This window comes from Microlunatus parietis (assembly GCF_013407955.1).
In the GTDB taxonomy this organism is placed as follows: Bacteria; Actinomycetota; Actinomycetes; order Propionibacteriales; family Propionibacteriaceae; genus Microlunatus; species Microlunatus parietis.
This window is the reverse complement of sequence record NZ_JACCBU010000001.1, coordinates 6533503-6556843: the sequence shown is the minus strand read 5'-3', so window position 1 is coordinate 6556843 and position 23341 is coordinate 6533503. Positions and strand designations below refer to the sequence as shown.

The window sequence follows — 23341 nt, the reverse complement described above, 5'->3', positions numbered from 1 at the left end:
GAGAGAATGGCCGAGGACCCGTACGCACAGCGAGACCGCCGCATCCTGGATGCCGCGGCCGACCTGGTGCTCCGCTGGGGGGCCAAACGGGTGACGATCGATGAGGTCGCCCGCCACGCCGGCATCGGCAAGGGCACGGTGTATCTCCACTTCGAATCGCGCGCCCGGCTGCTGGACGCCATGCTGATGCGGGAGTCGGTGGCGATCACCGACGAGCTGATCGCGGCGATCGAGCGGGACCCCGTTGCCGTACTGCCGGGCGAGCAGGCGCGGCTGACGTACCTGATCGTCCATCGCCGACCGCTGAGCCGAGCCATGATGACGCGGGACCGGGACCTCCTCGGCGAGCTCGCGCATGAACAGGCGGTCCGGCCGCTGGCCGAATCCAGTCGGACCTTCGGCCACGAGTTCTTCGCCCTCCTTCGTGATCATGGTCTGCTGCGCGCCGATCAGGAACCCGGCACTCAGGAGTTGATCTTCGGAGCGATCCAGACCGGCTTCTATCTCAATCCCGCCGCAGCCGAGCTCGCCCCGGAAGCGACCGCGAACGCGTTGCGGGACACGATCGCCGCGACCCTCCAGCCACCCGAACCACCCGATCCCACCCGTCTCGAGTCGGCCGCATCACAGGCAGTGGCCCGCTATCGCCGACTCCGTGACGATCTTGCGGACGAGATCGCCCGCCGACCCGAAAGGTCCCGATGAACCACATCGTCATGGCCGCCATGCCGGCCGCCGGTCACGTCAACCCGAGCCTGCCGGTCATCCGCGAACTGGTCCGGCGCGACATCGGCGTCACCTACTACGCCACCGAGGAGTTCCGGGCGCCGGTGGAACGAGCCGGTGCGAGCTTCCGGCCGTACCCCGACGGCACGATCTCGTCGACCATGATCGCCGACGCGACCCAGCACGGCGGACCGGTCCAGGTCGTCAGCCGGATCATGGACGCAACCCGCACCCTGGCCCCGTTCCTGGCCGAGGAACTCCGCCGGCACCCACCGGCCGCGATGATGTTCGACTCGAACGCGCTGTGGGGCCGGGTCGCCGCCGCCGACCTGAAGCTGCCGATGATCTCCCTGATGACCACGATGCTGGTGGGTACGGAGAGCATGCGCACGATGAACGGCCGGGAATGGCTCACGTTCATCGGCGAAACCCTGTCGGCCTTGCCCACCGTCCTCGGCTCCCGGAAGCGGCTGATGAAGCAGTTCCCCGCGGAACTCCTGCCGCCGCGCCCGGTCTTCCCGATGCGCGGCGACCTGACGATCTTCCCGATCCCGCGCTGGCTGCAGCAGCCCGATCCGCGGATCGACGAGACCTGCCACTTCGTCGGCCCGACCTTCGACCCGGCGGCGGTACGGCAGAGCGCACCCGACCCGGAACTGGCCGATCTGCTGGCCGGGCCGGAGCCGGTGATCATGGTCTCGCTGGGCACCCTGCACGCGGGCAGCGAGGAGTTCTTCCGGACCTGCTTCACCGCTCTCGGCGACCTGCCGGCCCGGGTGGTCCTCGCGGTCGGCCGGCCCACCGACCCGGCCCGGCTCGGCTCCCCGCCGCCGAACACCCTCGTCCGGACGTCCGTACCGCAACTCGACGTGCTCGCCCGGGCCGAGCTGTTCGTCACCCACGGCGGCATGAACAGCGTCCTGGAGGGCCTGCACCACGCGGTGCCGCTGGTGATCATTCCGCAGCAATTCGAGCAACTGCTGATCGGCCGCGCCGTCGCCGAGCGCGGCGCCGGGGTCGTGCTCCGGCAGAACCTCGCCGGCCGCCCGGTCCCGCCGGCGGCCTTGCGCGCCGCCGTCGACCAGGTCCGCTCCGATCCGGCCCATGCAGCTGCCGCCCGGACGACCGCGGACGGCATGCGCCAGGAAGGTGGTGCCGTAGCATCGGCGGAACTGATCGACCAGTTCCTCGCTCGGCCACGGGTCGGCTCATAACAATGTTATGTTGTGCCGAGATCTACCGACCGACGAGAGGAACCGCCCCATGGGCAAGATCATCAACTCCACCAACATCTCGCTCGACGGGGACATCACCAACCTCGAGGAGTGGCACTTCGACTACTTCGGCGAGGATGCGATGCGCACCGCCGGCGAACTCCTGTTCGGCAGCGACGCCGTGATCATGGGCCGGGAGACGTACGACGGTTTCGCGCCGGCCTGGTCGGAACGCTCCGGCGACGAGTACTCCGACCGGATGAACAGCATCCCCAAGTACGTCGTGTCCAGCTCGCTGACCGACCCGACCTGGCAGAACACGACCGTGATCGGCGCCGACGTCGCCGAGGAGATCGGCAAGCTCAAGGAACGGACCGAGCGTTCGATCATCCAGTACGGCTTCGGCGACGTGACCCGGCTGATGCTGGAGCACGGCCTGCTCGACGAGCTGTACCTCTGGGTCCATCCGGTCATCTCGGGCAAGGCGAAGCCGGCGGACCTGATCTACCGCGACTTCGCCAAGACCAGCTTCGACCTGGCCGGTACGGACACGCACGCCACCGGCGTCGTCGTCCTCCGCTACACCGCGAAGCCCGCCGCCTGATCCGCGCCGATCGTGATCATGGTCCGGCCCAGCGCCGCCGCCACGCCGATGGCGACTGCCCGGTGTGGCGCCGGAACTGCCGGGAGAAGTAGTACGCGTCGCTGATCCCCACCCGGCGGGCGATCTGGGCCAGCGGCAACGACGTGGTGATGATCAACTCCTTGGCGGCATCGATCCGGACCCGGAGCACCCAGGCCAGCGGTGAGGTGTCCAGGTGGCGCCGGAACAGCCGAGTCAGCGTCGCCGTGCTGCAGTCCGCGACCGCCGCCAGATCGGCCACCGTGATCGGCCGGCCCGGCTCCGCGGTCACCCAGGTCAGCACCCGGCGCAGCCGGAGCGGCAGCCGGCGATCGTTCTGCGGCAGGATCTGGTCGGCGGCCCGCAGTTCCCCGGTCACCAGGACACCCAGCGCGCGGGCGGTCTCGACGTCCGGCGTGCCGCGGTCCCAGACCTGCGCGATCAGTTTGATCAAGGTCTTGAGCGTGGGATGGCTGGTCTCGTCGGTGACCCACAGCTCGTCGCCGATGCCGAGTTCGGCGTCGGCCCGCCAGCCGACGCCGGCCAGCGGATGATCGGGATGGTGCGGCACGGCGAGCTCGACCGGCTGGTCGGCTGCGTGCCACGGGATCAGGTGCGCGCCGTAGACGAGGTAGGGATCCGCCGGGTCCGGCCGGTAGGCGACCTGGTGGCCCCACGGCAGGACCATGATCATGTCCGGTCGCAGGTCGTGCTCGGTCCCGTTGATCACGACCCGACCGCGGCCGGAGTTGCCGGCCAGCAGCATCCGGGACTCGACCCGCGGATAGCCGGAATGATCACCGGGGTGAGCCTGCACCGTTGCAGCGAAGGCGACCAGCGGGAAGCCCGGCCCGCCGTCGGCAGCGGGCCGGGCGATCCTCGGCGTCTCCGATCTCAGCAGATCTTGTTCTTCTGCCAGCGCAGTTCCTCGTCATGATCGACCAGCGTCAGGCCGCGGTCGCGCCAGTAGTATTTCAGGCTCTCGTCGGTCCAGCCCTGGTAGATGTCGTCCCAGGGCAGGATGTCGCAGTGCGGCGTGATCGACCCGCGGGTGATCGGCTCGTCGGCCCGCTGGTAGCGCAGGTCGAGCGACAGCCGGACCCGCTCCCCCTTCACGTTGGGCATTCCACGGTGCACGGTCAGGCTGGTGAAGGTCAGCACGTCGCCGGCCTGGAAGTCGGCGACGCCCCAGGACAGCCCCGAGTCGCAGATGTAGGCCTCCAGTTCCCCGGCCCCCTGCGCCGCGTGGTACGTCAGCAGCCCGTCGGCCTGCGAGCCGACCAGCACGGTCAGCGCACCCAGCTCGACCGGGCAGTCGCCCAACGGGAACCAGGACGTCCAGACGTTCTTGGTGCCCTGGATGTGGATGAAGTCCTGGTGGGCCGGCGTCGGCTGGAAGTTGGAGCTCGGCACCATCACCCGGGCGATCGACAGCGGCTGCCGCAGCACGTTGCCACCGAGCAGTCCGTCGTACAAGTTGATCATGGCCGGGTCGTGCCCGATCGCGTGGAACTCCTGGATCCGGTAGATGTCCCGGTACGCGTCGAGCGGGACCCCGGTGCCGCAGAAGGCGGCGGCCACCGGGTCCACCTTGTCGAACGCGGCCCGGTCGGCGATTCCGTCCATCGGATCGGTGCCCGCCCGCAACCAACCATGATCGGCGACGACCTGCATCATCTGCCGGCGCAGGCCGAGCACCCGGTCCCGGTCCAGCAGGCCGCGGAAGAACAGGTAGCCGTCGACCGCGGCGCGCTCCAGCAGCGCCTGCGGGTTGCCGAGCAGCGGGCTGGAGTCGACGAGCTCGACCGTGGGATTGGCCGTCGCGATGTCGGACGTGGTCATGAGAATCACTCCTGTGAGTAGATCGCCGATGGCGGTCGTTTCGCTCAACTCTGACCCACCAGCGCGCTGCGGTTCCATGCCCGAGAGGCGTACTTCCTGGACGATCCGATCAGCTCGATTCAGGCACGGAGGTCGGAAAGCCCGCGGTCGCGAAGCAGCTCTTTGACGCCCTCGTGCTCGTCCATGACATAGGCGCGCGCGAGCAGGTCGTTGAAGGTGTCAGCAAGGCCGGGATCATCCTCGTCGACCGGGATCGTCAGGAGCTTCCCGTTCCCGGAGCCGATCAGCAGCCCGTTCGGTACGAACAGTGCGGTGCGCTTGTTGCCGTCCTCGAACGGCTGGGCCTTGGCGAGTTGGACGAAGACCTCCAGCGCGCGCTCGTTCGGGTCGTCGTGGGAGGACAAGGCCTTATCCAGCAGGCGTTGCAGGCTCTCGTCGGTGCACGCCTCCGGTTCGTGGCGACCGTAGCGCGTACGCACGCCGATCCGCTGTTCCTGGGTTCGGAACTCGCCTGGGCTGAGCGCTGCGGTGCGCGTGAGCTGTGCATTCACCGCCTTGACGAACGCAACGTCAATCGGCCGATCGCTGTGGTCGATGATGAATTGCGATACGTCGCGGAGATCCTCCAGCAGCGCCAGGTCGGCACGGGATCTGACGCCAGTGACGCTCCCCGAGCGCAGAAAGTTCTCCGTGTCCAGGCGGCCGGTCGAGAGTCCGTCGAAGACCTTGCCGGAGGAGTACACGACCCCCGCAAGATCACTGACGGTGATCCGGGACATGTGCGCGCTCCTCTCGCGGGTACGGGCTAGCAGTTGGATTCTCCCAGAATCGCTCACTCAGTATGGATCAACTCGGTCGAGCACGAGCAGGTGGCAGTCGTCGGCGACAGCGAAGCCGATCTCCACCGCGCTGCCCGCTGTGATCACCCTGTCGCCGCCGCGGACCCGGAAGCGCTCGCCGGGGCGCAGGGTGCGCGGGATGATCTTGGGACGGTCCGGGCGGCCGGGGCGGCCGTAGACCAAGATCACCGTACGGTCCGCGGTGCCGTACTCGAGCGCGTAGACCGGGTCGGCCGGCTCGCCGTGCCGCTCCACCCGGCCCTGCTGAATCGTGGGTCTCAGCTCCCGGTAGAGCTTGATCAACTCCGCGGCCCGGGCCCGCTCGGCGGCGGTCCAGGCGAGCAGGTCGGACCCGACGCCGAGGACGCCGGCCATCGCGACCAGGAACCGGAACTCGAAGCTCGCCGGGTCCGGATCACGGCGGTCGGGCTGATCGGTCACCCAGGAACTCATCAGGTGCGAGCCGAACGCGGACAGGAAGCCGTGCTGGATCGCCAGCCGGGCCCGCGGCCCGGTCTCGTCGCTGGTCCACACCACGTCGGTCAACGCGAGCACCGCCGCATCGATCCGGCCCCCACCCGACGAGCAGGCTTCCACCGTGACGTGGCCGAACTCATCCCGCAGCATCCGGAGCACCCGGTGGTAGCCCTCGACGTGCTGCACCGACCACTGCCGACCATGATCGTCGCCGGGCCGGCCGCCGTCGCTGACCGGGCGGTTCATGTCCCACTTCAGGTAGCTGATCCGGTGATCGGCCAGCAGCCTGCGCAGGGTCTCCTCGCACCAGGCGACGACTTCCGGCCGGCCGAAGTCAAGCAGGTACTGGTTCCGCACCGTGACCAGCGGGCGGTCGCCGGCGCGGTAGACCCAGTCCGGGTGGGACCGGAACAACTCGCTGTCCGGGTTCACCGCCTCCGGCTCCACCCAGAGGCCGAACCGCATCCCGAGGTCCGTGACCGAGGTGATCAACGGGGCCAGGCCCTGCGGGAACTTCACCGGGTCCGGAGTCCAGTCGCCCAGGCCGGCCCGGTCGCTGGTCCGGCCGGCGAACCAGCCGTCGTCGACGACGAACACCTCGGCGCCGATCTCCGCCGCGACCTCGGCCAGCGCCGTCTGGTGCTCGGGCCGGACGTCGAATTCCGTGGCGTACCAGGAGTTGTAGACGATCGGGCGATGAGCCGGACCGATATCACGGCTGAGCACCCGACGTTGATGATCATGCCAGCGGCCGGGCAGGCCGGCGACACCCTCCGGTGCCCGTACCCCTAGGCTCTCCGGCGTCGCGTACGACTCCCCCGGGTCCAGCGTGATCACACAGCTCTCGTCGTCGACCCCGGCGCCGATCCGGACCCGGCCCGACCCCGGTACGACCTCTGCGGCAAGTCGCCAGGACCCGCTCCAGGCCAGCGCCACCCCGTAGCCGGGGCCGCCGCCGGGCGTGCCGACCGCGATCACCGGCGCGTAACTGTGCGACGTGACGCCCTGCCGGCTCCCGATCGTGAACGTCCCGGCCGGCAGCGTGACCCGGTGGGTGCCGAACTCGCGGGCCCAGTCGCCGGCCAGGAAGTCGATCACCGGCGGTTCCGGGACCGGCAGGTCCCAGGCGGGGGCGAACGCGCGCGGCAGGATGAGTCGGCGCCGGCCCACATTGGTGATCACGGCCCGTTTCGTGATCACGTCGTGTTCGGTGTCGGCGGTGATCCGCAGCTCCAGTTCGAGCCGGCCGGTGCTGTCGACCGCGCGGACCCGAAGCGTCGTCCCGGTCCCATCCTTGATCAACTCGCCGTCGGAGTCCCAGATCACCCGGGCGCCGACCAGCCCGTCGCCGTGATCGACGATCAGCTCCGACGCCTGCCGCTGCCGGGTGCCGAACACCGCGTACTCCAGCGGCAGCACGTCGGCCGGAAGGTCCCAGCCACCGGCCAACGGCAACTCAACCTCCGGAGCCTCGCCGGGATCGGTCCAGGACAGGAACACCGGACCAAGATCATCGGGAGCCAGTCCGACCCGATAGACCCCGGTCGCGGTGGGCAGCTCCCAGGCCGGGCTCACTTGTTCGCCCCGACCAGCAGGCCGGACACGAAGTGCTTCTGGAACAGGAAGAACACGACCGCCGGCGGAATCGCGGCCAGGATGGAGCCGGCGGCGACCACGTTCCACTTGCTGACGAAACTGCCCTGCAGGTTGAGCAGCGCCGCGGTGATCGGGAACTTGGTCTCGGTCCGGAGCACGGTCATGGCCCAGATCAGATCGTTGAAGACCCAGGTGGTGGCGAGCGCACCAAGCGCGGCGAGCGCCGGCCGGCAGAGCGGCAGCACGATCTGACCGTAGGTTCGGATCGCTCCGGCACCGTCGACCACAGCCGCCTCGAACACCTCGCGCGGGATGCCGCGCATGAAGCCGTGCAGCACGAACGTGTAGAAGCCGAGGCCGAAGCCGATCTGCACCACGATCAAGGCCAGCAGCGTGTCGTAGATGCCGATCCCCTCGGCGATCTTGGCCACCGGGATGAGCAGGATCTGCGGCGGCAGCAGGTTGCCGGCGAGCATGATCAACAGGATGCTCCGGCGGAACGGGATCCGGAATCGGCTCAGTGCGAACGCCGCCATCGAGGCCAGCAGCAGCGTGAAGATCACCGTCACCACGGTGACCAGCGCGCTGTTCAGCAGGGCGCCCCGGGTGCCGGCGTCGAACGCCGTACTGAAGCCTTCGAAGGACAGGGCGGCGGGCAGCGCCGCGAGACCGCGCATCGTGATGTCGTCGAACGGTCGCAGGGAGACGCCGATGACGAAGATCAGCGGCGAGATGTAGAGCAGGGTGAACGGGATCATCCCGACGTGGAACCAGGGTGAGGTTTTGTTCATCGTTCAGTCCTCCTCACCGCGGGCCGCGCGGGCCAGGTAGGTGATGATGAAGATGATCGCGAGCAGGAAGATGATCACGGCGATCGCGGAGCCGTAGCCGAGGTTCACCACGGTGAAGCCCTGCTGGAACATGTACGTGCTGAGCAGCTGGCTGCTGTCGTACGGGCCGCCGCGGGTCATCGACCAGACGATGTCGAACGTGCGCAGCGAGTCGATCACGGTGACCGCGAAGACCACCGTGTTGACGCCGGCCAGTTGCGGCATCACCACGTGCCAGAAGCGTTGCCAGCGGTTCGCGCCGTCCACCGCGGCCGCCTCCTCCAGCGCCGGGTCGCAACTCTTCAGCCCGGCCAGATAGAGCACCATGATGTAGCCCACCTGGCGCCAGACCGCGGCGACCAGCACCCCGTACAGGGCGAGATCGGGCGAGGCCAGCCACGGCGTCGCCAGCGCCTCGATCCGCAACGCCTCGAAGAAGCCGGTGATCGGCCCGTCCGGCGCGTACATCACGCGCCAGAACAGGCCGGTCACCGCGAGCGAGAACACCATCGGCAGATAGATCGCGGCGCGGTAGATGCCGACCCCGCGCCGCGGCCGGTTCAGCAGCACGGCCAGGGTCAGCCCGCCGATCACCGAGAGCCCGCCGAACAAGATCACCCAGATCGCGTTGTTGCGAAGGGCGGTCAGGAAGACCGGATCGGTGGACAGGTTGACGTAGTTCTGCAGGCCGATGAACTCCGCCGCGCCGACACCCTGCCACCGGGTCAGCGACAGCTGGAAGCTGTTGAACGCCGGCCAGAAGACCCAGAACACCTCGACCGCGACCGGGATGATCAAGAACAGCCAGACGACCGGCGGCACGCGCAGCGCACCGCGGGCCCGCCGCGTTCTGGTCCCGGCGGCCCGGTCCGGAACCGTAGCCGTGGCCGTCACTGTTTGAAGACCCGCTCGGCGGCCTTCTGCCAGTCCTCCAGGGTTCCCTTGATGTCGGACGGATCGTCCAGGAACTTGGTCAGGGCGGCATCGGCAGTGAGCTGCAGCGCGTCGGAGGAGTCCCGGTTGAAGAACTGGGTGATCTCCTTCGTCTCGTTGAGCAGCTTGATCCCCTTCTGCACCATCGGCGAGAAGCCGGACGTGTCGACGTCGGGCGAGGTCGGCAGGTTGGCCGAGCCGGACAGCTGGATGTTCTTCTGTTGCGCGTCCGGCGAGGCCAGGAAGGACATCAGCTTCTTCGCCTGATCGACGTTCGGGGCCTTGGCCGATCCCATGTAGCCGTCGGTCGGCGCCTCCTCGGCGCTCGGGACGGCCGGGTCGATCGTCGGCACCGAGAAGAAGTCGATGTCGTCGACCTGGTCCTTCGGCACCGATACGACGATGAACGCGCCGGTCAGATACATGGCCGCCTTGTCCTGCACCAGCGGCGTGACCGCCTCCTGCACGGAGTAGGAACGCATGTTGGGATCGAAGTACGGGATCAACTGCTTGTACCGCTCCAGCACGGCGGCGACCCGCTCGTCGGTGAACGGGAACTTTCCGGCCAGCAGGTCGCGGTGGAACTGGGCGCCGTTCACCCGGAGGTTGAGGTAGTCGAACCAGCCGGACGCCATCCACGGCGTCGAGCCGATGCCGTTGGTGAGCGGGTACACGCCGCGGCCCTTGAGGTCGTCGCAGAGCGCGATGAAGTCGTCCCAGACCTTCGGCGGCTCGGTGATGCCCCACTTCTGGAAGGCCGACTTCTTGTGGAAGATCGACCACCAGTAATAGCTGGTCGGTACGAAGATCTGCTTGCCGTTCTCGTCGCTGCACAGGGCGCGCAGCGATTCCGAGTACTTCGCGCAGGCGCCGTCGCCGGTCCAGAGATCACTGACATCGAGCAGCAATCCCTTGCTGGCATAGTCTCTGGCGACCGAGCCGGCCAGCCAGCCGATCACGTCCGGCGGGTTGGCCGAGGTGAGATAGGTGGACAGCTGGGCCCGGAACTGCTCGGTGGCGACGGCGTTCACGGTCGGCGCCGGGCCGTCGTAGTCCTTGATCGTTTCCAGCAGCGCGTCGCGCGTCTTGGGCTCCGAGAACGCGATCTGCAGCGTCGCCGGGCCGCCGGTCGGCCCACCGGTCGGTGGTGCCGAGGTGCCCGGGCCGGTGCCGATGCAGCCGGACAGCAGGGTCGCCCCGCCGAACGCCGCGGCGCCGCCCAGGAGCGCGCGCCTGGACAGGCTGGTGGGGCTGGGTGGTGATGAGAAGCGCATGGTCATCGAACCTCTCCTGTGAGTGATGGACTCTGATCTTGGGTCTGCAGCCGCCGCTTCAGGTCGATCGCGTCGGCGTGGTTGGGATCCTCGGCGAGGATCTCGTCGAGCCGGCTCAGCGCGGCCTGCCGGCACCCGTTGACCGCGGCCAGCTGGGCCCGGAGGAAGCGGACCCGGCGGTTCTTGATCAACTCCGGGTCATCGGCGAACAGCAGCAGGGTCGGCAGCGAGGTGGCGAAGTAGTCGACGGTGGCCGGAGTCGCCTCGAGTTCGTCACAGAAGATCGACAACCCGGCCGCGAGCTCGTCGGCGGGGCCGGACCGGCCGAGCCGGCGCAGCGCCGTGATCGACGCCGCGGTCGCCTCGCTGAACGGCGTGGTGCTCATGGTCAGGAAATCGCCGGACTGTGCGGCCGCCTCGGCCCATTCCATTCGGGCGGCGTCGTGATCACCGGCCGCCGCCAGGGCGTCGCCGCGGGCCAGCCGGAGCCAGGCCGAGTTGGCCAGCGGATGGCGTTGTTCGCCAAGGGATCGGGGCGGGTCCAAGGTGCGGTCGAGCCAACCCACCGCGTCCCGCGGACGGCCGGCGGCCAGGGCAGCGTCGGCCTGGGCGAGGCAGGCGCGGTCCCAGGCTCGCAGGGTCTGCCCCTCGCCGCCCTCCCAGGGCTGGAACTCCCGCTCCAGCAGCAGGTCGGTCGCCGCCTCGTGATCACCGAGGGACAGCCGCAGCTGGGCCAGTTCCACCACCGCGTCGTCCCGCTGACGGACCAGGTCGGGCCGGTCCTGCAGCCGGGCCCACCGCTCGGCCGGCGCGATCCCGGCCCGGGCCTGGAGTTGATCATGTTCGAAGCGGAGCCGGGCGTCTTCCGGCGCCGCCTGGACGGCGCGTTCGTAGCTCTGCAGAGCGCTCGCCAGGTCGCGCTGTCGGTTGTACGCCGCGAGGCCGAGGTTGCGCCAGCAGACCGGGTCCGACGGGTCCAGCCGGACCGCCCGCTGCCAGGCTTCGACGGCCTCGCCGACCCGGTCCCGGTCGTAGAGCCAGTGGCCGAGCAAGGCCGCCGCACAATGATCGCCCGGCTCCTCGGAAACCCTTCTGGACAACAGGTCTGCGTCGTCCAGCCGGGCCGGGAAGCACCAGCGGTCCGAGCCGGTCCGGGCCTCCGCGAGTGCGGCCGCGGCCTCCTCGGCGCGGCCCAGTTCGGTGAGCAGTTCGGCCCGGCGGTACGCGATCAGTGGGCCCGCGGCCGGCGCGCCGAGGGGTCTGGAGCCGTCGGCGATGGCCGCCCGCTCGAGCACGCGCAGGGCGGCTTCCGGTTCGCCGACGCGGACGTACTCGAGGGCGACATCGAGCAGGGTCTGCGCGTCATCGGTGAGCGGCTCGCCGGCGAGGTCGTTCGTCCACCAGTGCAGCGGATCCAGCCTCCGGGTCTCGGCGAGCAAGCGCTCGGCCTCGTCGGTCCGGCCGAGCCGGCGCAGGATGATCACCGAGAGGGCCCGCGCCTGCAGGTGTTCGGGTTCGGCCCGCAGCACGTCGGTCAGCCGCTCGACCGCTGTCTCGTTCCGGCCGGCCGCGGCGTCGAGCACGGCGGCCCGGTAGCCGGCCGGCGCGCGCCAGGCCCGGTTCCAGGCCGCCTTGGCGTACGCCGCGTAGGCGCCGTCATGATCACCGAGCCGGTCCCGGGTCAGGCCAAGGTAGTAGTGCGCGGTGGTGTCGGCCGGGTTGGCATTCCGTACCGACAGCCTGGCCACGGCGCGGCGGAGCAACTCGTCGGCCTCCCGGTAGTGCCCGGCCCGATACCGGCGGGCGGCGAGCGCGGTGCAGGTCGGAGCATGATCGGGATCGCGGCGCAGCGCCTCCGCCCAGTACGGTTCCGGGGACCGGGTCGCGTGCCGGTACTGCTCCAGGTGAACCCCGGTCAGATAGAGCTCCTCCACGCTGCCGACCGCCTCCGGCGCCGGCGGTTCGGTCGCCGGGCCGCCGGGCTCGGCCGGCTCCGTACGGGCCCAGCGCGCCAACTCCACGCCGCCGGCGACGACCGTGATCACCAGGTCGTGATCTTGGTCGCCGGCGAGCGGCAGCCGGACCGGGCGGCCCGGGGTCAGCACGACCGGGTGCTCGGCCCGGCCCGCGGCGCTCTCGATGATCACCGTCGCATCGTCGTGCCGGGCCGTCGCGGCGATGCCCACGGCGCGGTCGGTGACGCTGATCGCCGCGTCCAGGGTCGCGGCCTGGACCGGCCCGATGCCCTGGTACGGATACCAGAACTGGCTGAACACCTTCGTCTCGCCGGGCGCCAGGAAGGAGAAGTCCGGTTGGTTGTCGGTGAACACGCCCGCCATCAGCTCGATGTAGGCCGAGCTGTCATCGGTGAGGTTGCGGCACCAAGCCTCGCCGAACGGCGCGTTGCCCCAGGTCCACAGCTTCTTGCCGACCGCGGTCCGGTGATCGGCGACGTGCACGAAGCCGGCCCCGGCCTCGTGGTCGTACGCGCCGAAGAAGTCGCCCTCGCTGCCCAGGCACATGTAGGAGGTGGGCACCGGGATGTTGCGGTACCAGTCGATCCGGTCCCCCGGAACGCCACCGTCCGCTGAGCCTGTCGAAGCGCGGTGCGGGTAGTCGATCCCGTAGTAGGGCCGGTCGGCCGCCGGGAACGCCGTGACGGCCCGGCGCGCGTGATCGGCGACCATCGACACGTCCGGCGGGAAGAACGCCTGAAGTTGATCATGGGCGCGGACGGCTACGTTGGCCCACCAGAGGAACGTCTGCGGCTCCTCCGAGGAGTTGTAGAGCCGCACCTTCAGCTCGATCGCTGCCCGGTCCGGCCGCAGGCAGATCCCGTGCATCCCCTTCATCCGGGTGAACGGATCATGATCGGAACACCAGACCGTCACCGAACCGTCCGGATCCTGCTCGATCGTCGCGTCGGTCGGCAGGTAGGTCGCCGGCCGGTGGTGCTGCGGCCAGTTGAACTCGACGCCGCCAGCGATCCACGGCCCGGTCAGCCCGATCAGGGCCGGCTTGATCACGTCGTTGCGGTAGAAGAAGTCGTGCTCCGCGATCTTGTCGTAGCCGACGTGGATCCGGCCGCCCAGCTCGGGCAGGATCATCAGCCGGATCCACTCGTTCTCCAGGTGGATCGCGTCCCAGGAGACCGGGCGGCGGACCGGGTCGATCCGCTCGAAGAACGGCAGCGGGTAGACCCGGCCCGAGGAGCCCTGGTAGACCCGTTGATCAAGATAGGCCGGATAGCGGTCCGGCGGCAGCGGCGCGTAGGTCTCGATCAGCACCGGTTCGCGCCAGCCCGCGACCGGCGCGGCGGCCAGGCTCGATGGGCGTTCGGGCAGCGTGAGCCGCGGCGACTCCTCGATGAGCATGGGCGCGACGGTAGCCCGGCCGGCTGCCGGTGAGAATGACTGATCCCGCGATCTCCCTGGACGATCCGACGATCCGGGAGCAGCATGGGAGGCATGTTGATCGCGGACGGCTTCCCGGGACAGCGCCTGCTGGTGCTGCCACGTCCGCTGGTGCAGCGCGCCCTCCGGCGGAACCCGACCTCGCGGCTGCTGGTGACCGATGCCGGGCACTTCCCGCATGCGGCGAGCCATGGCCGGATCCGGAGTCACGGTGCGCCCGAGGCGGTGGTGATCATCTGCATCGAGGGCCGGGGCTGGTGCACCCTGGGCCACCGTACCTTCGCCGTGCCGGCCGGCACCGCCTTGATCATTCCGCCGCACCTGCCGCACGGCTACCGGGCCGACGACGATGAACCCTGGACGATCTGGTGGCTGCACGCCGCCGGCCGTGACGTACCGTCGCTGCTCGAGCCGATCCTGCCCGACCGCGTGGTGCCGATCGGTGATCTCTATCGCGCGACCGCGACCGTGACCCACGTCGTCGACTGCCTGAGCCGCGACGAGACCGAGCCGAACCTGATCATGGCGGCCGGCCTCGCCTGGTCGCTGCTGGCCCAACTGGCCGCGGACAAGCTGTCCGGCGGCCACGGCCAGGCCGAACCGGTCCGGGCCGCTCAAGATCATCTCCGGGAGCACTTCGCCGACCCGGTCCGGGTCGGCGACCTGGCCCGGCTGGCCGGCCTCAGCCCGTCCCACTTCGCCGCCCTGTTCCGCCGCGCCACCGGCTCCGGCGTGATCGAGTACGTGAAGCGGCTGCGGATGGCCCGTGCCCGCGAGCTGCTGGCCACCACCACCGCCGGCGTCCGCGAGATCGCCGGCGAGGTCGGCTACGACGACCCGTTCTACTTCTCCCGCCAGTTCCGCGCCGTCCACGGCTGCAGCCCCACCACGTACCGCAACTCCTTCACCTAAATCGCCGACCGGTCACAAAAGCAGCGATTCTGACGGCATGTCGCTGCGCTACTGACCGGTCGGCGGCTGGGATTCGGACGCGGGCGTCGACGGGAGCGGCTGCGGAACCCGCGGGTACTGTTCCTTGGTGGCCTCTCGATTCCGGACCCTCCGCAGTGCGTTCGCGCGGTGGATCGGCCGACCCGGACTACACGACCTTCGCGGGTACGTCAGCGTCGTCGAACGGGCCGGCCGGCTCGAGGACGACTTGACCGGACTCGACGACGAGGCGCTGCTGCGCCGGGCGACCGCGATCCGCGAGGGTGCCGAGCCCGCGCTGCCCGCCGAACTCGTGGCGCTGGGCCGGGAGGCGGCCCGGCGGGCCCTCGACGAACGCGCCTACGACGTCCAGCTGCAGGCCGCTGTCGCGCTGCTGGCACCGCTCGGCGGCGGTCCCGGCATCATCGCCGAACTGGCCACCGGCGAGGGCAAGACCCTGGTCGGTGCGATCGCCGCGGCCGGGTACGTGCTCGGCGGTCAGCGGGTCCAGGTGCTGTCCGTGAACGACTACCTGGCCCGCCGGGACGCCGCCTGGATGGGACCGGTACTCGGCAGGCTCGGCGTCACCGTCGGCTGGATCGAACAGTCCTCGACCCCCGAGCAGCGCCGGGCCGGCTATGCCGCGGATGTCTGCTACGTGTCGGTCAGCGAGGCCGGGTTCGACCTGCTCCGGGACCGGATGCGGACCGCCGACGAGGACCGGGTGCAGCCGGAGCCGGACGTCGCCCTGATCGACGAGGCGGATTCGGTGCTGCTGGACGAGGCCCGGGTGCCGCTGGTGCTGGCGGGCAGCGCGGGCACCGGTGACGATCTCGCGGAGGCCGCGCTGCTGGTCGCCGAGCTGGTCCCGGACCGCGACTACGCGGTGGATCCCGACGGCCGCACGGTCAGCCTCACCGACGACGGCGTACACCGGGTGGAACGGCTCGCCGGGGTGGACAACCTGTTCGAGGACGGCCGGCTGCTGACCCGGGTGAACGTCGCCCTCTACGCCCGCGCCCTGGTCCGGCGCGATGTCGACTACCTGGTCGCCGACGAGGCCGTACGGCTGATCGACCCCGACCGTGGCCGGGTCGCCCGGTTGCGGCGCTGGCCGGACGGGCTGCACGCCGCCGTCGAGGCGAAGGAGGGGCTGCGGCAGAGCGAGCGCGGCGCCATCCTGGACCAGATCACCGTGCACGAGTTGATCAAGCGCTACCCGGTGCTGATCGGGATGACCGGCACCGCCGTCTCCGCCGCCGAGCAGCTCCGCGAATTCTACCAGTTGGAGACCGGCGCGCTGCCGACGCACCGGCCGACGATCCGTCTCGACGATCCCGACGAGGTGTACGCCGACGTCGAGACCAAGGAGAAGGCGATCCTCGCCCGGGTGGCCACCGAACACGCAGCGGGCCGGCCCGTCCTGCTCGGCACCTCCGACGTGGCCGAGTCGGAACGGCTCGCCGAGCAACTCCATGATCAAGGGATCGAGGCCGCGGTGCTGAACGCCCGCGACGACGCCCGGGAGGCGGAGATCATCACCGGCGCCGGGGCGTACGGGGCGGTGACCGTGTCCACCCAGATGGCCGGCCGCGGCACCGACATCCGGCTCGGCGGGCCCGGCGAGGAGGACCGGGACCGGGTCGCCGATCTCGGCGGGTTGCTGGTGATCGGCACCGGGCACTATCCGAGCCGCCGGCTCGATGATCAACTCCGCGGCCGGGCTGGCCGGCAGGGCGACCCCGGCCGGAGCGTGTTCTTCACCTCCGACGCGGACCCCTTGATCACCCGGACCGGTGATCAACTGAGCGGCGCCGATGTCGATCATGCCCAGCGGATCGCCGAGGGCGAGGCGGCCGAGCTGCGCCGGATCACCTGGCACTACAACGAGCAGCTGCGGGCCCAGCGCCGGCAGGTGCTGGAACACCGGGAACGGCTGTTGATCACCGGGCTGGCCGGTGATCAACTCGCCGCCGCGGCACCGGAACGCTGGTCCGAGCTGACCGAGACGATCGATCCGGAGGTGCTCGGCGAGGCGGCTCGGCAGCTGGTGCTGGCCTTCCTGGACCGCCGCTGGAGCGACCATCTTGCCTTGGCCGAGCACGTCCGGGAGGGCATCCACTTCCGCACCCTGGGCCGCGAGAATCCGTTGCACGGCTTCAATCGGGAGATCGCCGAGGCCTACCGCGGGCTGATCGACGAGGCGCTCTCGGACGCCGTCGAGGCATTCGGCGACGCGGTGATCACCGAGGACGGCATTGACCTCGCCGGCGTCGGCGCCGGCCGCCCGAGCGCCACCTGGACCTATCTGGTCAGCGACAACCCGTTCGGCTCCCCCGAAGATCAGCTCCTGGCCGCCGCCGGCCGAGCCCTCCGCCGCATCGTCCGCCCCGGCGCCGACTGACACCGCCCGAACCGCTCCCGCATCGAGCGGAGGGAAGGACCTGCCCGACGCAGCCCTCCTCCCGCGCCCCGCCGCAACCCCGCTCCGCATCCGCGTCCCTCCGACCCACCAGCCGCGACCGTTCCACCCATCCGCGACTGGTGCAACGGTCGCGGATACGTGCAACGGTCGCGGATCGGGACGGGATGGCTCCTGGCCGGCAGCCGCGTTGGTGTCGGAGTTCCGTCTCGCGACCGGCCAGCACTGCCGAACTCGCGGGCCAAGCCAGAGCACACCGGGCCCCGACCCACCAGCCGCGACAGTTCCGCCTATCCGCGACTGGTGCAACGGGCGCGGACACGAACAACGGTTGCGGATACGGAGGTGTGGCGAGTCAGGTGGGGAAGGCTTCGGGGTGGTCGAGGGCGTAGACCAGGGCCCAGTCCTGGTCGTTGGCCAGCGGGTCGGCGTGGTGGGTCGGGTTGCCGTTCACGCAGCTCGGGTAGACGAAGGCGCAGGTGGCCCAGCCGTCGTCGGCGAAGTTGATCAGATTCGCGCGCAGGATCGCGGCACCCTGATCGCGGAGTTCCGCCCGGCGCTCGTCCGGGACGATCCCTTCCGGCAGGCCGAGGAACACCTGGGCGCTCAACACGGTCCAGTAGTGCGGGAAGACGTCGCCCCAGTGTCGTTCGGCGCCGAACCAGTAGCCGTCCCAGTGCCGGATCGGGATGTGCCGCAACCGGGCGTCCGGTTGATCACCGGCGAACGCGGTCAGCCAGGGCAGCCGGAGCGCGATCTCCTCTCCCGGCACCGCGTTCGGATCGAGCCGGTGCACGTTGATCATCAGGTCCAGCAGGGGCGCGACCATGGATTGTTCGTAGTTGACCTCGTGCGACGGCAACTCGGTGGCGACGTCGACGAAGTGTCGGCCATGCGCGATCAGCGATCCGCGCAACGCCTCGGCTCGGTCCGGGTCCCCGGTGGTGATCAACTTCTCGGCCAGGCCGGCCACGATCCCGCCCAGCCCGAAGGCGAGGAACTGCTGGCCGCCCAGGGCGTAGTAGCGCTCGATGATCTTGGCGGCGAGGTCCAGGTCGGCGGAGTTGCCGGTCCGGTCGTGCTCCGCGGCCAGGTAGCGCGCGTACCAAGGGAAGTTGTAGAGCCTGGTGTGAACGGCGTGGCGGCTGTCGTCGACGACCGTACCGTCGGCCGCAACCACCCGGTTCAGCACGAAAGCCCGATGCCGGTCCAGCACCTCGTCCAGCCCGGCCGGGTCGCCCCAGCCGAGGGCTCGCGCCTGCTGCAGCAGCAGCGGCATCGCGACCCGTTCGCGGACGTCGTTCCAGTCCCGCCAGACCGTCGGCAGCGTGGTCAGTCCGGACCTGCGGTCGTACGGGACGAACGCGGCCGCCGACTCGTCCCCGCGTTCCGCGGCCACCTGACGCTCCGCGATGAAGGCGACCCGCCGCTCGACGACCTCCCGCAGCGGCCGGTGGAAGAACACGCTGGCCCGGGCGGTCCGGCCGTCCCGGGTGGCGCGCAGCTCGATCACGCCTGGACCATCGGAGTTGATCATGCCCTCGTGCCCTGAGCCTGTCGAGGCGTCGTCCTGAGCCTGTCGAAGGGGGCTGAGCCCGATGTGACCTGGCCCTTCGACAAGCTCAGGGAGCGTTGTGGCTGTCGTCGTGATCGGCACAGCCTGGCCGGCCTCGGCGACCACCGCGTCGAGCGTGATCAACGGACTCCGATCGGCCTGCAGGCCGGCCCGGTCGTCGCACCAGGACAGCCGCCACGACCACTCGTACCGGCCACCCGCCTCGATCATGATCTCCGGCTGCCCGCCGAAGGCGTCCGGCGAACGGGCCTGATCGGTCGGGTGCAGGTAGAGGTGGCCGCGGATGTTGGAGGAACTGACCGTGTCCCTCGACTCGACCGAGTAGGCCCACAGCTCACCGGTGATCAACACCAGACCGAGTCCGGGCCCGGCACCGTCCATCGGTTCGGCCCAGACGTACGCATCCGCGCCGCCCGGCCAGACGTGGGCGTGGACGGCACCGCCCAGGCTGTCGGCGCTGGACTGGTAGACATCGCGCCACGGCGTGCTGATCCCGATCGAGCCGATCCGGGCCGGTTCCGCGCCGGTGTTGATCAAGGAGTAGTGCTCGGTCCAGTGATCGTCGAAGCGGCGATCGACCTCGAGCCGCAGCCCGTGCTCCGGCCAGGCGTGCACCAGCTGAACGCCGTCCTCAGTCCAGGTGACCGTGTCCGGACGGTCCCAACGCAGCCCGCGCGGTCCGTCCGCTGCCTGGACGATGCAGAACCCCTTGCCCCAGCGCCGGGACGGATCGTGTACGGCTCCGTCCGCCGGGTCCGAGTCGTCCAGCAGCACGGTCCGCCCGGTCCGCGGATGCACCACCCGCAGCACCGACCCGTCGCCGGCCAGCCGCACCGAGCCGGCACCGAACCGCAGTTCTCGATCTTGTTCCGCCATGGCCATGACCCTAAAGGCCGTGCCGGTGCGCCGCGTGCCGGGCTAGCCTGAGCGGCGATGAACGAATCGCTGAACGATCTGGACCTGCTGCGGCGGGAGATCCGGCTGCTCTGGGGCGTGGATGATCATGGCCGGGAAGCCGAGCCGCCGCGGGCGGCCGTCCCGGACCCGGACCCAAACCGGACCGAACCGCCGGCGGAGCTGTTGTTGATCAAGGATCGGCTCGACGCCACCACGCCGACCGAGATCACCGGCTGCGTCAGCTACCTGATCGACCCCGCCCGGACCGTTCCGGTGCCGCCGGAACTCGCCCTCCACCGATCCGGCGAGCCCGTGCCACCCGACCTGGCGGCCTTGCGGCCGGATCCGGAGTGGGAGCCGGACGAGTGGGCCGACCTGCTCGCCGGCCGGCTCGGACCGTGGGCGTTCGGGATCACCGACGGGCGGATCGCCGCGATCTGCCACACCCCGCGCGACGCGGACGGTGCGGCCGAGGCTGGGGTCTGGACCCATCCCGATCATCGCGGCCGGGGCTACGCGGCCGCGGTGACGGCAGCCTGGGCCGAGGTCGCCGCGGCGACCAGACCACTGCTCTACTACAGCCACCTGTTCGACAACGCCGCCTCCCGCTCCGTCGCCGGCAAGATCGGCGCCCGCCCGCTCGGCCGGATCTGGCAGCTCCGGAACGTGGGAAGTTCGGCCACGACTCTTGCCACACCCGACGTTCATTGACAAGCTTCAGCCCGGACACCGGAGTTTGATCACGGACGGGGCTGATCACGATGGGGCTGGATCGTTCGACGCTGCGCCGATCCCCCGTCCGGCCGACCGTGACGATCCTCGTACTCATGATCATCGCGACGTTGCTCACGGTGCCCCGCGCGTACGCCGACGGCCCGGTCGGCATCGAAGCCGTCACCGTCGGCGCCACGACGATCACGATCACCGGCCGAGCCGCCGGTGAGGTCGATCTGTACGCGATCGGTGCCGAGCGGACCGCCTCGATCGCCGGCGCCGACCCCGTCTCCACGGTGATCCCGACGTCGGGCCGGTTCAGCGCAACGATCTCCCGGATCGCCAGGGACGGCACGGACCGGCTCTTCAGCCAGTTCGTCGCCGCGGCCGACGGGAAGCCGGTCGGCCCGAGCCGGTACGCCGACCGGTTCGACTTTGCGCCGGCCAATCCGGCACCGCTGCCGGCGACGACCAGCAAGAAGGGTCTCCAGGTCCAGCTGACCGACGACGCCGAGGAGTTGGGGATCCAGCACGCGGCGCTCAATCTCGATCTTGCCGACATCATGCTGCTGAAGTCGGCCGACCCGGACTCTGAGATCGCTTTCGATCATGGTGGCAGCACCTACTACTTCGATGCGGCGGCGGTCACCGCGTTCGACCGGCAGATCAAGCCGCTCACCGACGACGGCATCCTGGTCAACGTCATCCTGCTGCTCTACCGGCACCCCGGCGAGGCCAACAGTGCCGCCGAGGTGCTGATACATCCGGACGCGTCCACCGAGCCGGGCGCCGGGCCGGTGTTCGGCTTCAACACCGAGACCGCCGACGGGGTCCGGTACCTCAGTGCCGCCCTCGACTTCGTGGCCCAGCGGTACGGCCGCCAAGATCATCGGCACGGGCTGGCCTCGGGCTACATCGTCGGCAACGAGGTCAACGCCCAGTGGACCTGGTCGAACTCGGGTGAGAAGTCGCTGGCCGAGTTCGTCGACGGCTACGCCCGGGCGGTACGGCTGGTCTCGCTGGCCACCAAGTCGGCGTTCCGCGCCGCGCGGACGTACCTGTCGCTGGAGCACCACTGGACCCTGCTGCCGCCGGGCAACCCAGACCCGGAGAACCCGACCCGCAACTACCGTGGCAGGGACCTGGTCGACGAGTTCAACCGGGTGGCCGAGCGGGGCGGGGACTTCGACTGGCAGGTCGCCTACCATCCGTACCCGGAGAATCTGTTCGAGCCCGACTTCTGGAACGACGAGACGGCCACCGAAACGCCGGACACGCCACGGATCACGTTCAAGAACATCGAGGTGCTGCCGCAGTACCTGGAGGCCGCCGAGTTCCGGTACGGTGACCAGCCGCGCCGGATCATCCTGTCCGAGCAGGGCTGCAACACGCCGGGCCAGGGCGATGCGCTGACCGAGCAGGCCGAGCGACTCCAGGCCGCCTGCTACGCGCTGGCCTACTACAAGATCAAGTTCCTGCCGTCGATCGACTCGTTCATCCTGCACCGGCATGTCGATCACCGGCAGGAGGGCGGGCTCAACCTCGGCCTGTGGGCGGCCGATCACAGCCGCGAGTTCCCCGCCGCGCCGCTGCGGAAGAAGATCATCTACGACGTCTTCGCCGGCATCGACACCGCCCGCTCCACCGAGGTGACGACGTTCGCGCTGCCGATCATCGGTATCGACGACTGGGCCGAGCTGGTGGACGGCTTCGACCCGAGCAAGCTCGCCGACCGGGCCGAGGTGCTCGCGGTGCCGAGCCGGGTCGGCGGCAAGCTCGCCGACGTCCGGCCGCTGGGCACGTTCGGCCGCGACGCCGACGGCTGGCTGCCGTCCAACAACGCGGCCGCGGCGACCGCGCAGGACGGGGTGCTCAAGGTGACCACCGCGGACGGTACGTTCGGCAAGCAGGACCGCGGCGTGGTGCGCGCCTTCGACCGGCCGATCGCCCTGTCCGGCAAGCGCTGGCTCGGCGCGACGGTACGGGTGCCCACCGACGCCGGGCTCGGCCCCGAAGTCCTGGTCCGGCTCCGCGCGACGCTGGACGACGGCATGATCATCAACGGCCGGGCCCGGATTCCCGCCGACGGCCAACTGCACCCGGTCGCGATCGCGGTGCCGGCCGATCCGGGCCGGCTGACCCGGCTCAAGGTGCTGGTCGGCGGGACCGGCACCGGCACCCCGGGCGCCTCCTTCGCGATCGGTTCCGTGGTGGCAGCCGGCAAGGCCGACCCGTCCCGGCTGCCCAACGTGACCGCCAGCGCGGCCGCCGAACGCGCCGAACTGATCGGCTCCCGGCTGACGATCAGGCTGGGCAACCTCGATCTGGACCCGCTGACCGGACCGATCATGATCGGCAACGGCTGCGGCGACGTCAGGACCGACCCGGCCCGGGTCGACGGCGACGGCTCGACGTTCGGCGAGACGCAGACGATCACGACCAAGATCACCGCCGTGACCGGCGAGGACCCGTCGGCCGTCTGCCTGGAGCTCGCCGGGCAGCGGCTGTTGGTCCCGGTCGACATCCCGCCGCCGACCGAGCACACGGTGATCGACTTCGAGAACGACCTCGGCGGCTTCACCCCCGGCGACGGGGTGGCCGGCATCGCCCGGGTCGGCTCGTTCGCCAACGCGCCCGGCCGGCCACGCTCCGGTGCCTACGCGCTGGAGGCGACCAGCGAGGCCGTACCCGGTGATCAACAACGCAGCATCGCCGCCCGCTACCGCCAGCCACTCGAACTCGGCGCCGCCGGCACGGTCTACGTCTGGATGAACGCGTACGGCGGGCTGCCCGGCGCGACCGGCTACCGTGCCACGCTGACGCTGCTCGCCGAGGACGGCACCAGCATCACCGAGACGCTCGACTCGTTCAGCCCGGACCGCTGGAACCGAGTCGCGGTTGACGTCTCCGGCTGGCCGGGTCGGAGCAAGATCACCGGGATCGAGGTCGGGTTCGCCGGCGTCGGCAGCACCACCACCTGGCAGCCGCGGTTCCAGCTGGACGATCTGGGCTGGTTCGCCGGCTGACCGGCCGCCG

At 70.1% G+C, this 23341-nt stretch carries 16 protein-coding genes; 7 read left to right on the top strand and 9 right to left on the bottom strand.

Annotated features, from left to right (window positions below):
- The first annotated feature begins 6 nt into the window (after nucleotides 1-6).
- Genes BKA15_RS31530 through BKA15_RS31520 form a run of 3 tightly spaced genes read left to right on the top strand, consistent with a single transcriptional unit; the run spans nucleotide 7 to nucleotide 2544 of the window.
- Nucleotides 7-705 (top strand): TetR/AcrR family transcriptional regulator, encoded by a 699-nt coding sequence (locus tag BKA15_RS31530; RefSeq protein WP_179757615.1) that lies wholly within the window; start codon nucleotides 7-9, stop codon nucleotides 703-705.
- Nucleotides 702-1940, top strand: a complete 1239-nt coding sequence (locus BKA15_RS31525; protein WP_218871658.1) for a macrolide family glycosyltransferase — start codon at nucleotides 702-704, stop codon at nucleotides 1938-1940. Before BKA15_RS31530 ends, BKA15_RS31525 begins: the two co-directional genes overlap by 4 nt.
- A 49-nt stretch (nucleotides 1941-1989) precedes the next feature.
- On the top strand, nucleotides 1990-2544 hold the full coding sequence (locus tag BKA15_RS31520; RefSeq protein ID WP_179757614.1) for a dihydrofolate reductase family protein: 555 nt from the start codon (nucleotides 1990-1992) through the stop codon (nucleotides 2542-2544).
- A 16-nt stretch (nucleotides 2545-2560) separates the two neighbouring features.
- Here the strand turns inward: BKA15_RS31520 and BKA15_RS31515 are convergent, their stop codons facing one another.
- The 8 genes from BKA15_RS31515 to BKA15_RS31480 all read right to left on the bottom strand — a co-directional run bounded on the left by BKA15_RS31515 (nucleotide 2561) and on the right by BKA15_RS31480 (nucleotide 13727).
- Nucleotides 2561-3379 carry an AraC family transcriptional regulator gene (locus tag BKA15_RS31515; RefSeq protein WP_179757613.1) on the bottom strand — a complete coding sequence of 273 codons (819 nt, stop codon included), beginning with the start codon at nucleotides 3377-3379 and terminating at the stop codon, nucleotides 2561-2563.
- A gap of 77 nt (nucleotides 3380-3456) precedes the next feature.
- On the bottom strand, nucleotides 3457-4404 hold the full coding sequence (locus BKA15_RS31510) for a phytanoyl-CoA dioxygenase family protein (protein WP_179757612.1): 948 nt from the start codon (nucleotides 4402-4404) through the stop codon (nucleotides 3457-3459).
- A 119-nt stretch (nucleotides 4405-4523) separates the two neighbouring features.
- Nucleotides 4524-5183, bottom strand: a complete 660-nt coding sequence (locus tag BKA15_RS31505) for a Fic family protein (RefSeq protein WP_179757611.1) — start codon at nucleotides 5181-5183, stop codon at nucleotides 4524-4526.
- Between the two features lie 57 nt (nucleotides 5184-5240).
- The gene (locus BKA15_RS31500; RefSeq protein WP_179757610.1) at nucleotides 5241-7295 is read right to left on the bottom strand and encodes an alpha-galactosidase; all 2055 of its coding nucleotides are present in this window, start codon (nucleotides 7293-7295) and stop codon (nucleotides 5241-5243) included.
- Nucleotides 7292-8107 carry a carbohydrate ABC transporter permease gene (locus BKA15_RS31495; protein WP_179757609.1) on the bottom strand — a complete coding sequence of 272 codons (816 nt, stop codon included), beginning with the start codon at nucleotides 8105-8107 and terminating at the stop codon, nucleotides 7292-7294. Before BKA15_RS31495 ends, BKA15_RS31500 begins: the two co-directional genes overlap by 4 nt.
- Before the next feature lie 3 nt (nucleotides 8108-8110).
- Nucleotides 8111-9040, bottom strand: a complete 930-nt coding sequence (locus BKA15_RS31490; RefSeq protein WP_312879577.1) for a carbohydrate ABC transporter permease — start codon at nucleotides 9038-9040, stop codon at nucleotides 8111-8113.
- Nucleotides 9037-10359 (bottom strand): ABC transporter substrate-binding protein, encoded by a 1323-nt coding sequence (locus BKA15_RS31485; protein WP_218871657.1) that lies wholly within the window; start codon nucleotides 10357-10359, stop codon nucleotides 9037-9039. Before BKA15_RS31485 ends, BKA15_RS31490 begins: the two co-directional genes overlap by 4 nt.
- A complete protein-coding gene (locus tag BKA15_RS31480; protein WP_179757608.1) occupies nucleotides 10356-13727 on the bottom strand; it encodes a tetratricopeptide repeat protein in 3372 nt (1123 codons plus the stop codon). Before BKA15_RS31480 ends, BKA15_RS31485 begins: the two co-directional genes overlap by 4 nt.
- 93 nt (nucleotides 13728-13820) lie before the next feature.
- Here BKA15_RS31480 and BKA15_RS31475 point away from each other — a divergent pair, with 93 nt between their 5' ends.
- Together BKA15_RS31475 and secA2 are read left to right on the top strand one after the other, a co-directional pair.
- Nucleotides 13821-14678: an AraC family transcriptional regulator gene (locus BKA15_RS31475; RefSeq protein WP_179757607.1), complete on the top strand. Its 858-nt coding sequence runs from the start codon at nucleotides 13821-13823 to the stop codon at nucleotides 14676-14678.
- Between the two features lie 127 nt (nucleotides 14679-14805).
- The gene (secA2, locus tag BKA15_RS31470; RefSeq protein ID WP_179757606.1) at nucleotides 14806-17100 is read left to right on the top strand and encodes an accessory Sec system translocase SecA2; all 2295 of its coding nucleotides are present in this window, start codon (nucleotides 14806-14808) and stop codon (nucleotides 17098-17100) included.
- Nucleotides 17101-17473: 373 nt separating this feature from the next.
- Here secA2 and BKA15_RS31465 read toward each other — a convergent pair whose 3' ends face one another.
- On the bottom strand, nucleotides 17474-19570 hold the full coding sequence (locus BKA15_RS31465; protein WP_179757605.1) for a hypothetical protein: 2097 nt from the start codon (nucleotides 19568-19570) through the stop codon (nucleotides 17474-17476).
- A 57-nt stretch (nucleotides 19571-19627) separates the two neighbouring features.
- Between BKA15_RS31465 and BKA15_RS31460 the strand changes: the two genes are divergently transcribed.
- Nucleotides 19628-20302: a GNAT family N-acetyltransferase gene (locus tag BKA15_RS31460; protein ID WP_179757604.1), complete on the top strand. Its 675-nt coding sequence runs from the start codon at nucleotides 19628-19630 to the stop codon at nucleotides 20300-20302.
- Nucleotides 20303-20352: 50 nt separating this feature from the next.
- Nucleotides 20353-23331 carry a DUF5722 domain-containing protein gene (locus BKA15_RS31455; RefSeq protein ID WP_179757603.1) on the top strand — a complete coding sequence of 993 codons (2979 nt, stop codon included), beginning with the start codon at nucleotides 20353-20355 and terminating at the stop codon, nucleotides 23329-23331.
- The last annotated feature ends 10 nt before the right edge of the window (nucleotides 23332-23341 follow it).

Excerpts from the sequence above, each read along its gene's own strand:
- BKA15_RS31530 (WP_179757615.1), top strand. The coding sequence starts at position 7 with ATGGCCGAGGACCCGTACGCACAGCGAGACCGCCGCATCCTGGATGCC.
- BKA15_RS31525 (WP_218871658.1), top strand. The coding sequence starts at position 702 with ATGAACCACATCGTCATGGCCGCCATGCCGGCCGCCGGTCACGTCAAC.
- BKA15_RS31520 (WP_179757614.1), top strand. The coding sequence starts at position 1,990 with ATGGGCAAGATCATCAACTCCACCAACATCTCGCTCGACGGGGACATC.
- BKA15_RS31510 (WP_179757612.1), bottom strand. The coding sequence starts at position 4,404 with ATGACCACGTCCGACATCGCGACGGCCAATCCCACGGTCGAGCTCGTC.
- BKA15_RS31505 (WP_179757611.1), bottom strand. The coding sequence starts at position 5,183 with ATGTCCCGGATCACCGTCAGTGATCTTGCGGGGGTCGTGTACTCCTCC.
- BKA15_RS31495 (WP_179757609.1), bottom strand. The coding sequence starts at position 8,107 with ATGAACAAAACCTCACCCTGGTTCCACGTCGGGATGATCCCGTTCACC.
- BKA15_RS31485 (WP_218871657.1), bottom strand. The coding sequence starts at position 10,359 with ATGACCATGCGCTTCTCATCACCACCCAGCCCCACCAGCCTGTCCAGG.
- BKA15_RS31480 (WP_179757608.1), bottom strand. The coding sequence starts at position 13,727 with ATGCTCATCGAGGAGTCGCCGCGGCTCACGCTGCCCGAACGCCCATCG.
- BKA15_RS31475 (WP_179757607.1), top strand. The coding sequence starts at position 13,821 with ATGTTGATCGCGGACGGCTTCCCGGGACAGCGCCTGCTGGTGCTGCCA.
- BKA15_RS31465 (WP_179757605.1), bottom strand. The coding sequence starts at position 19,570 with ATGGCGGAACAAGATCGAGAACTGCGGTTCGGTGCCGGCTCGGTGCGG.
- BKA15_RS31460 (WP_179757604.1), top strand. The coding sequence starts at position 19,628 with ATGAACGAATCGCTGAACGATCTGGACCTGCTGCGGCGGGAGATCCGG.
- BKA15_RS31455 (WP_179757603.1), top strand. The coding sequence starts at position 20,353 with ATGGGGCTGGATCGTTCGACGCTGCGCCGATCCCCCGTCCGGCCGACC.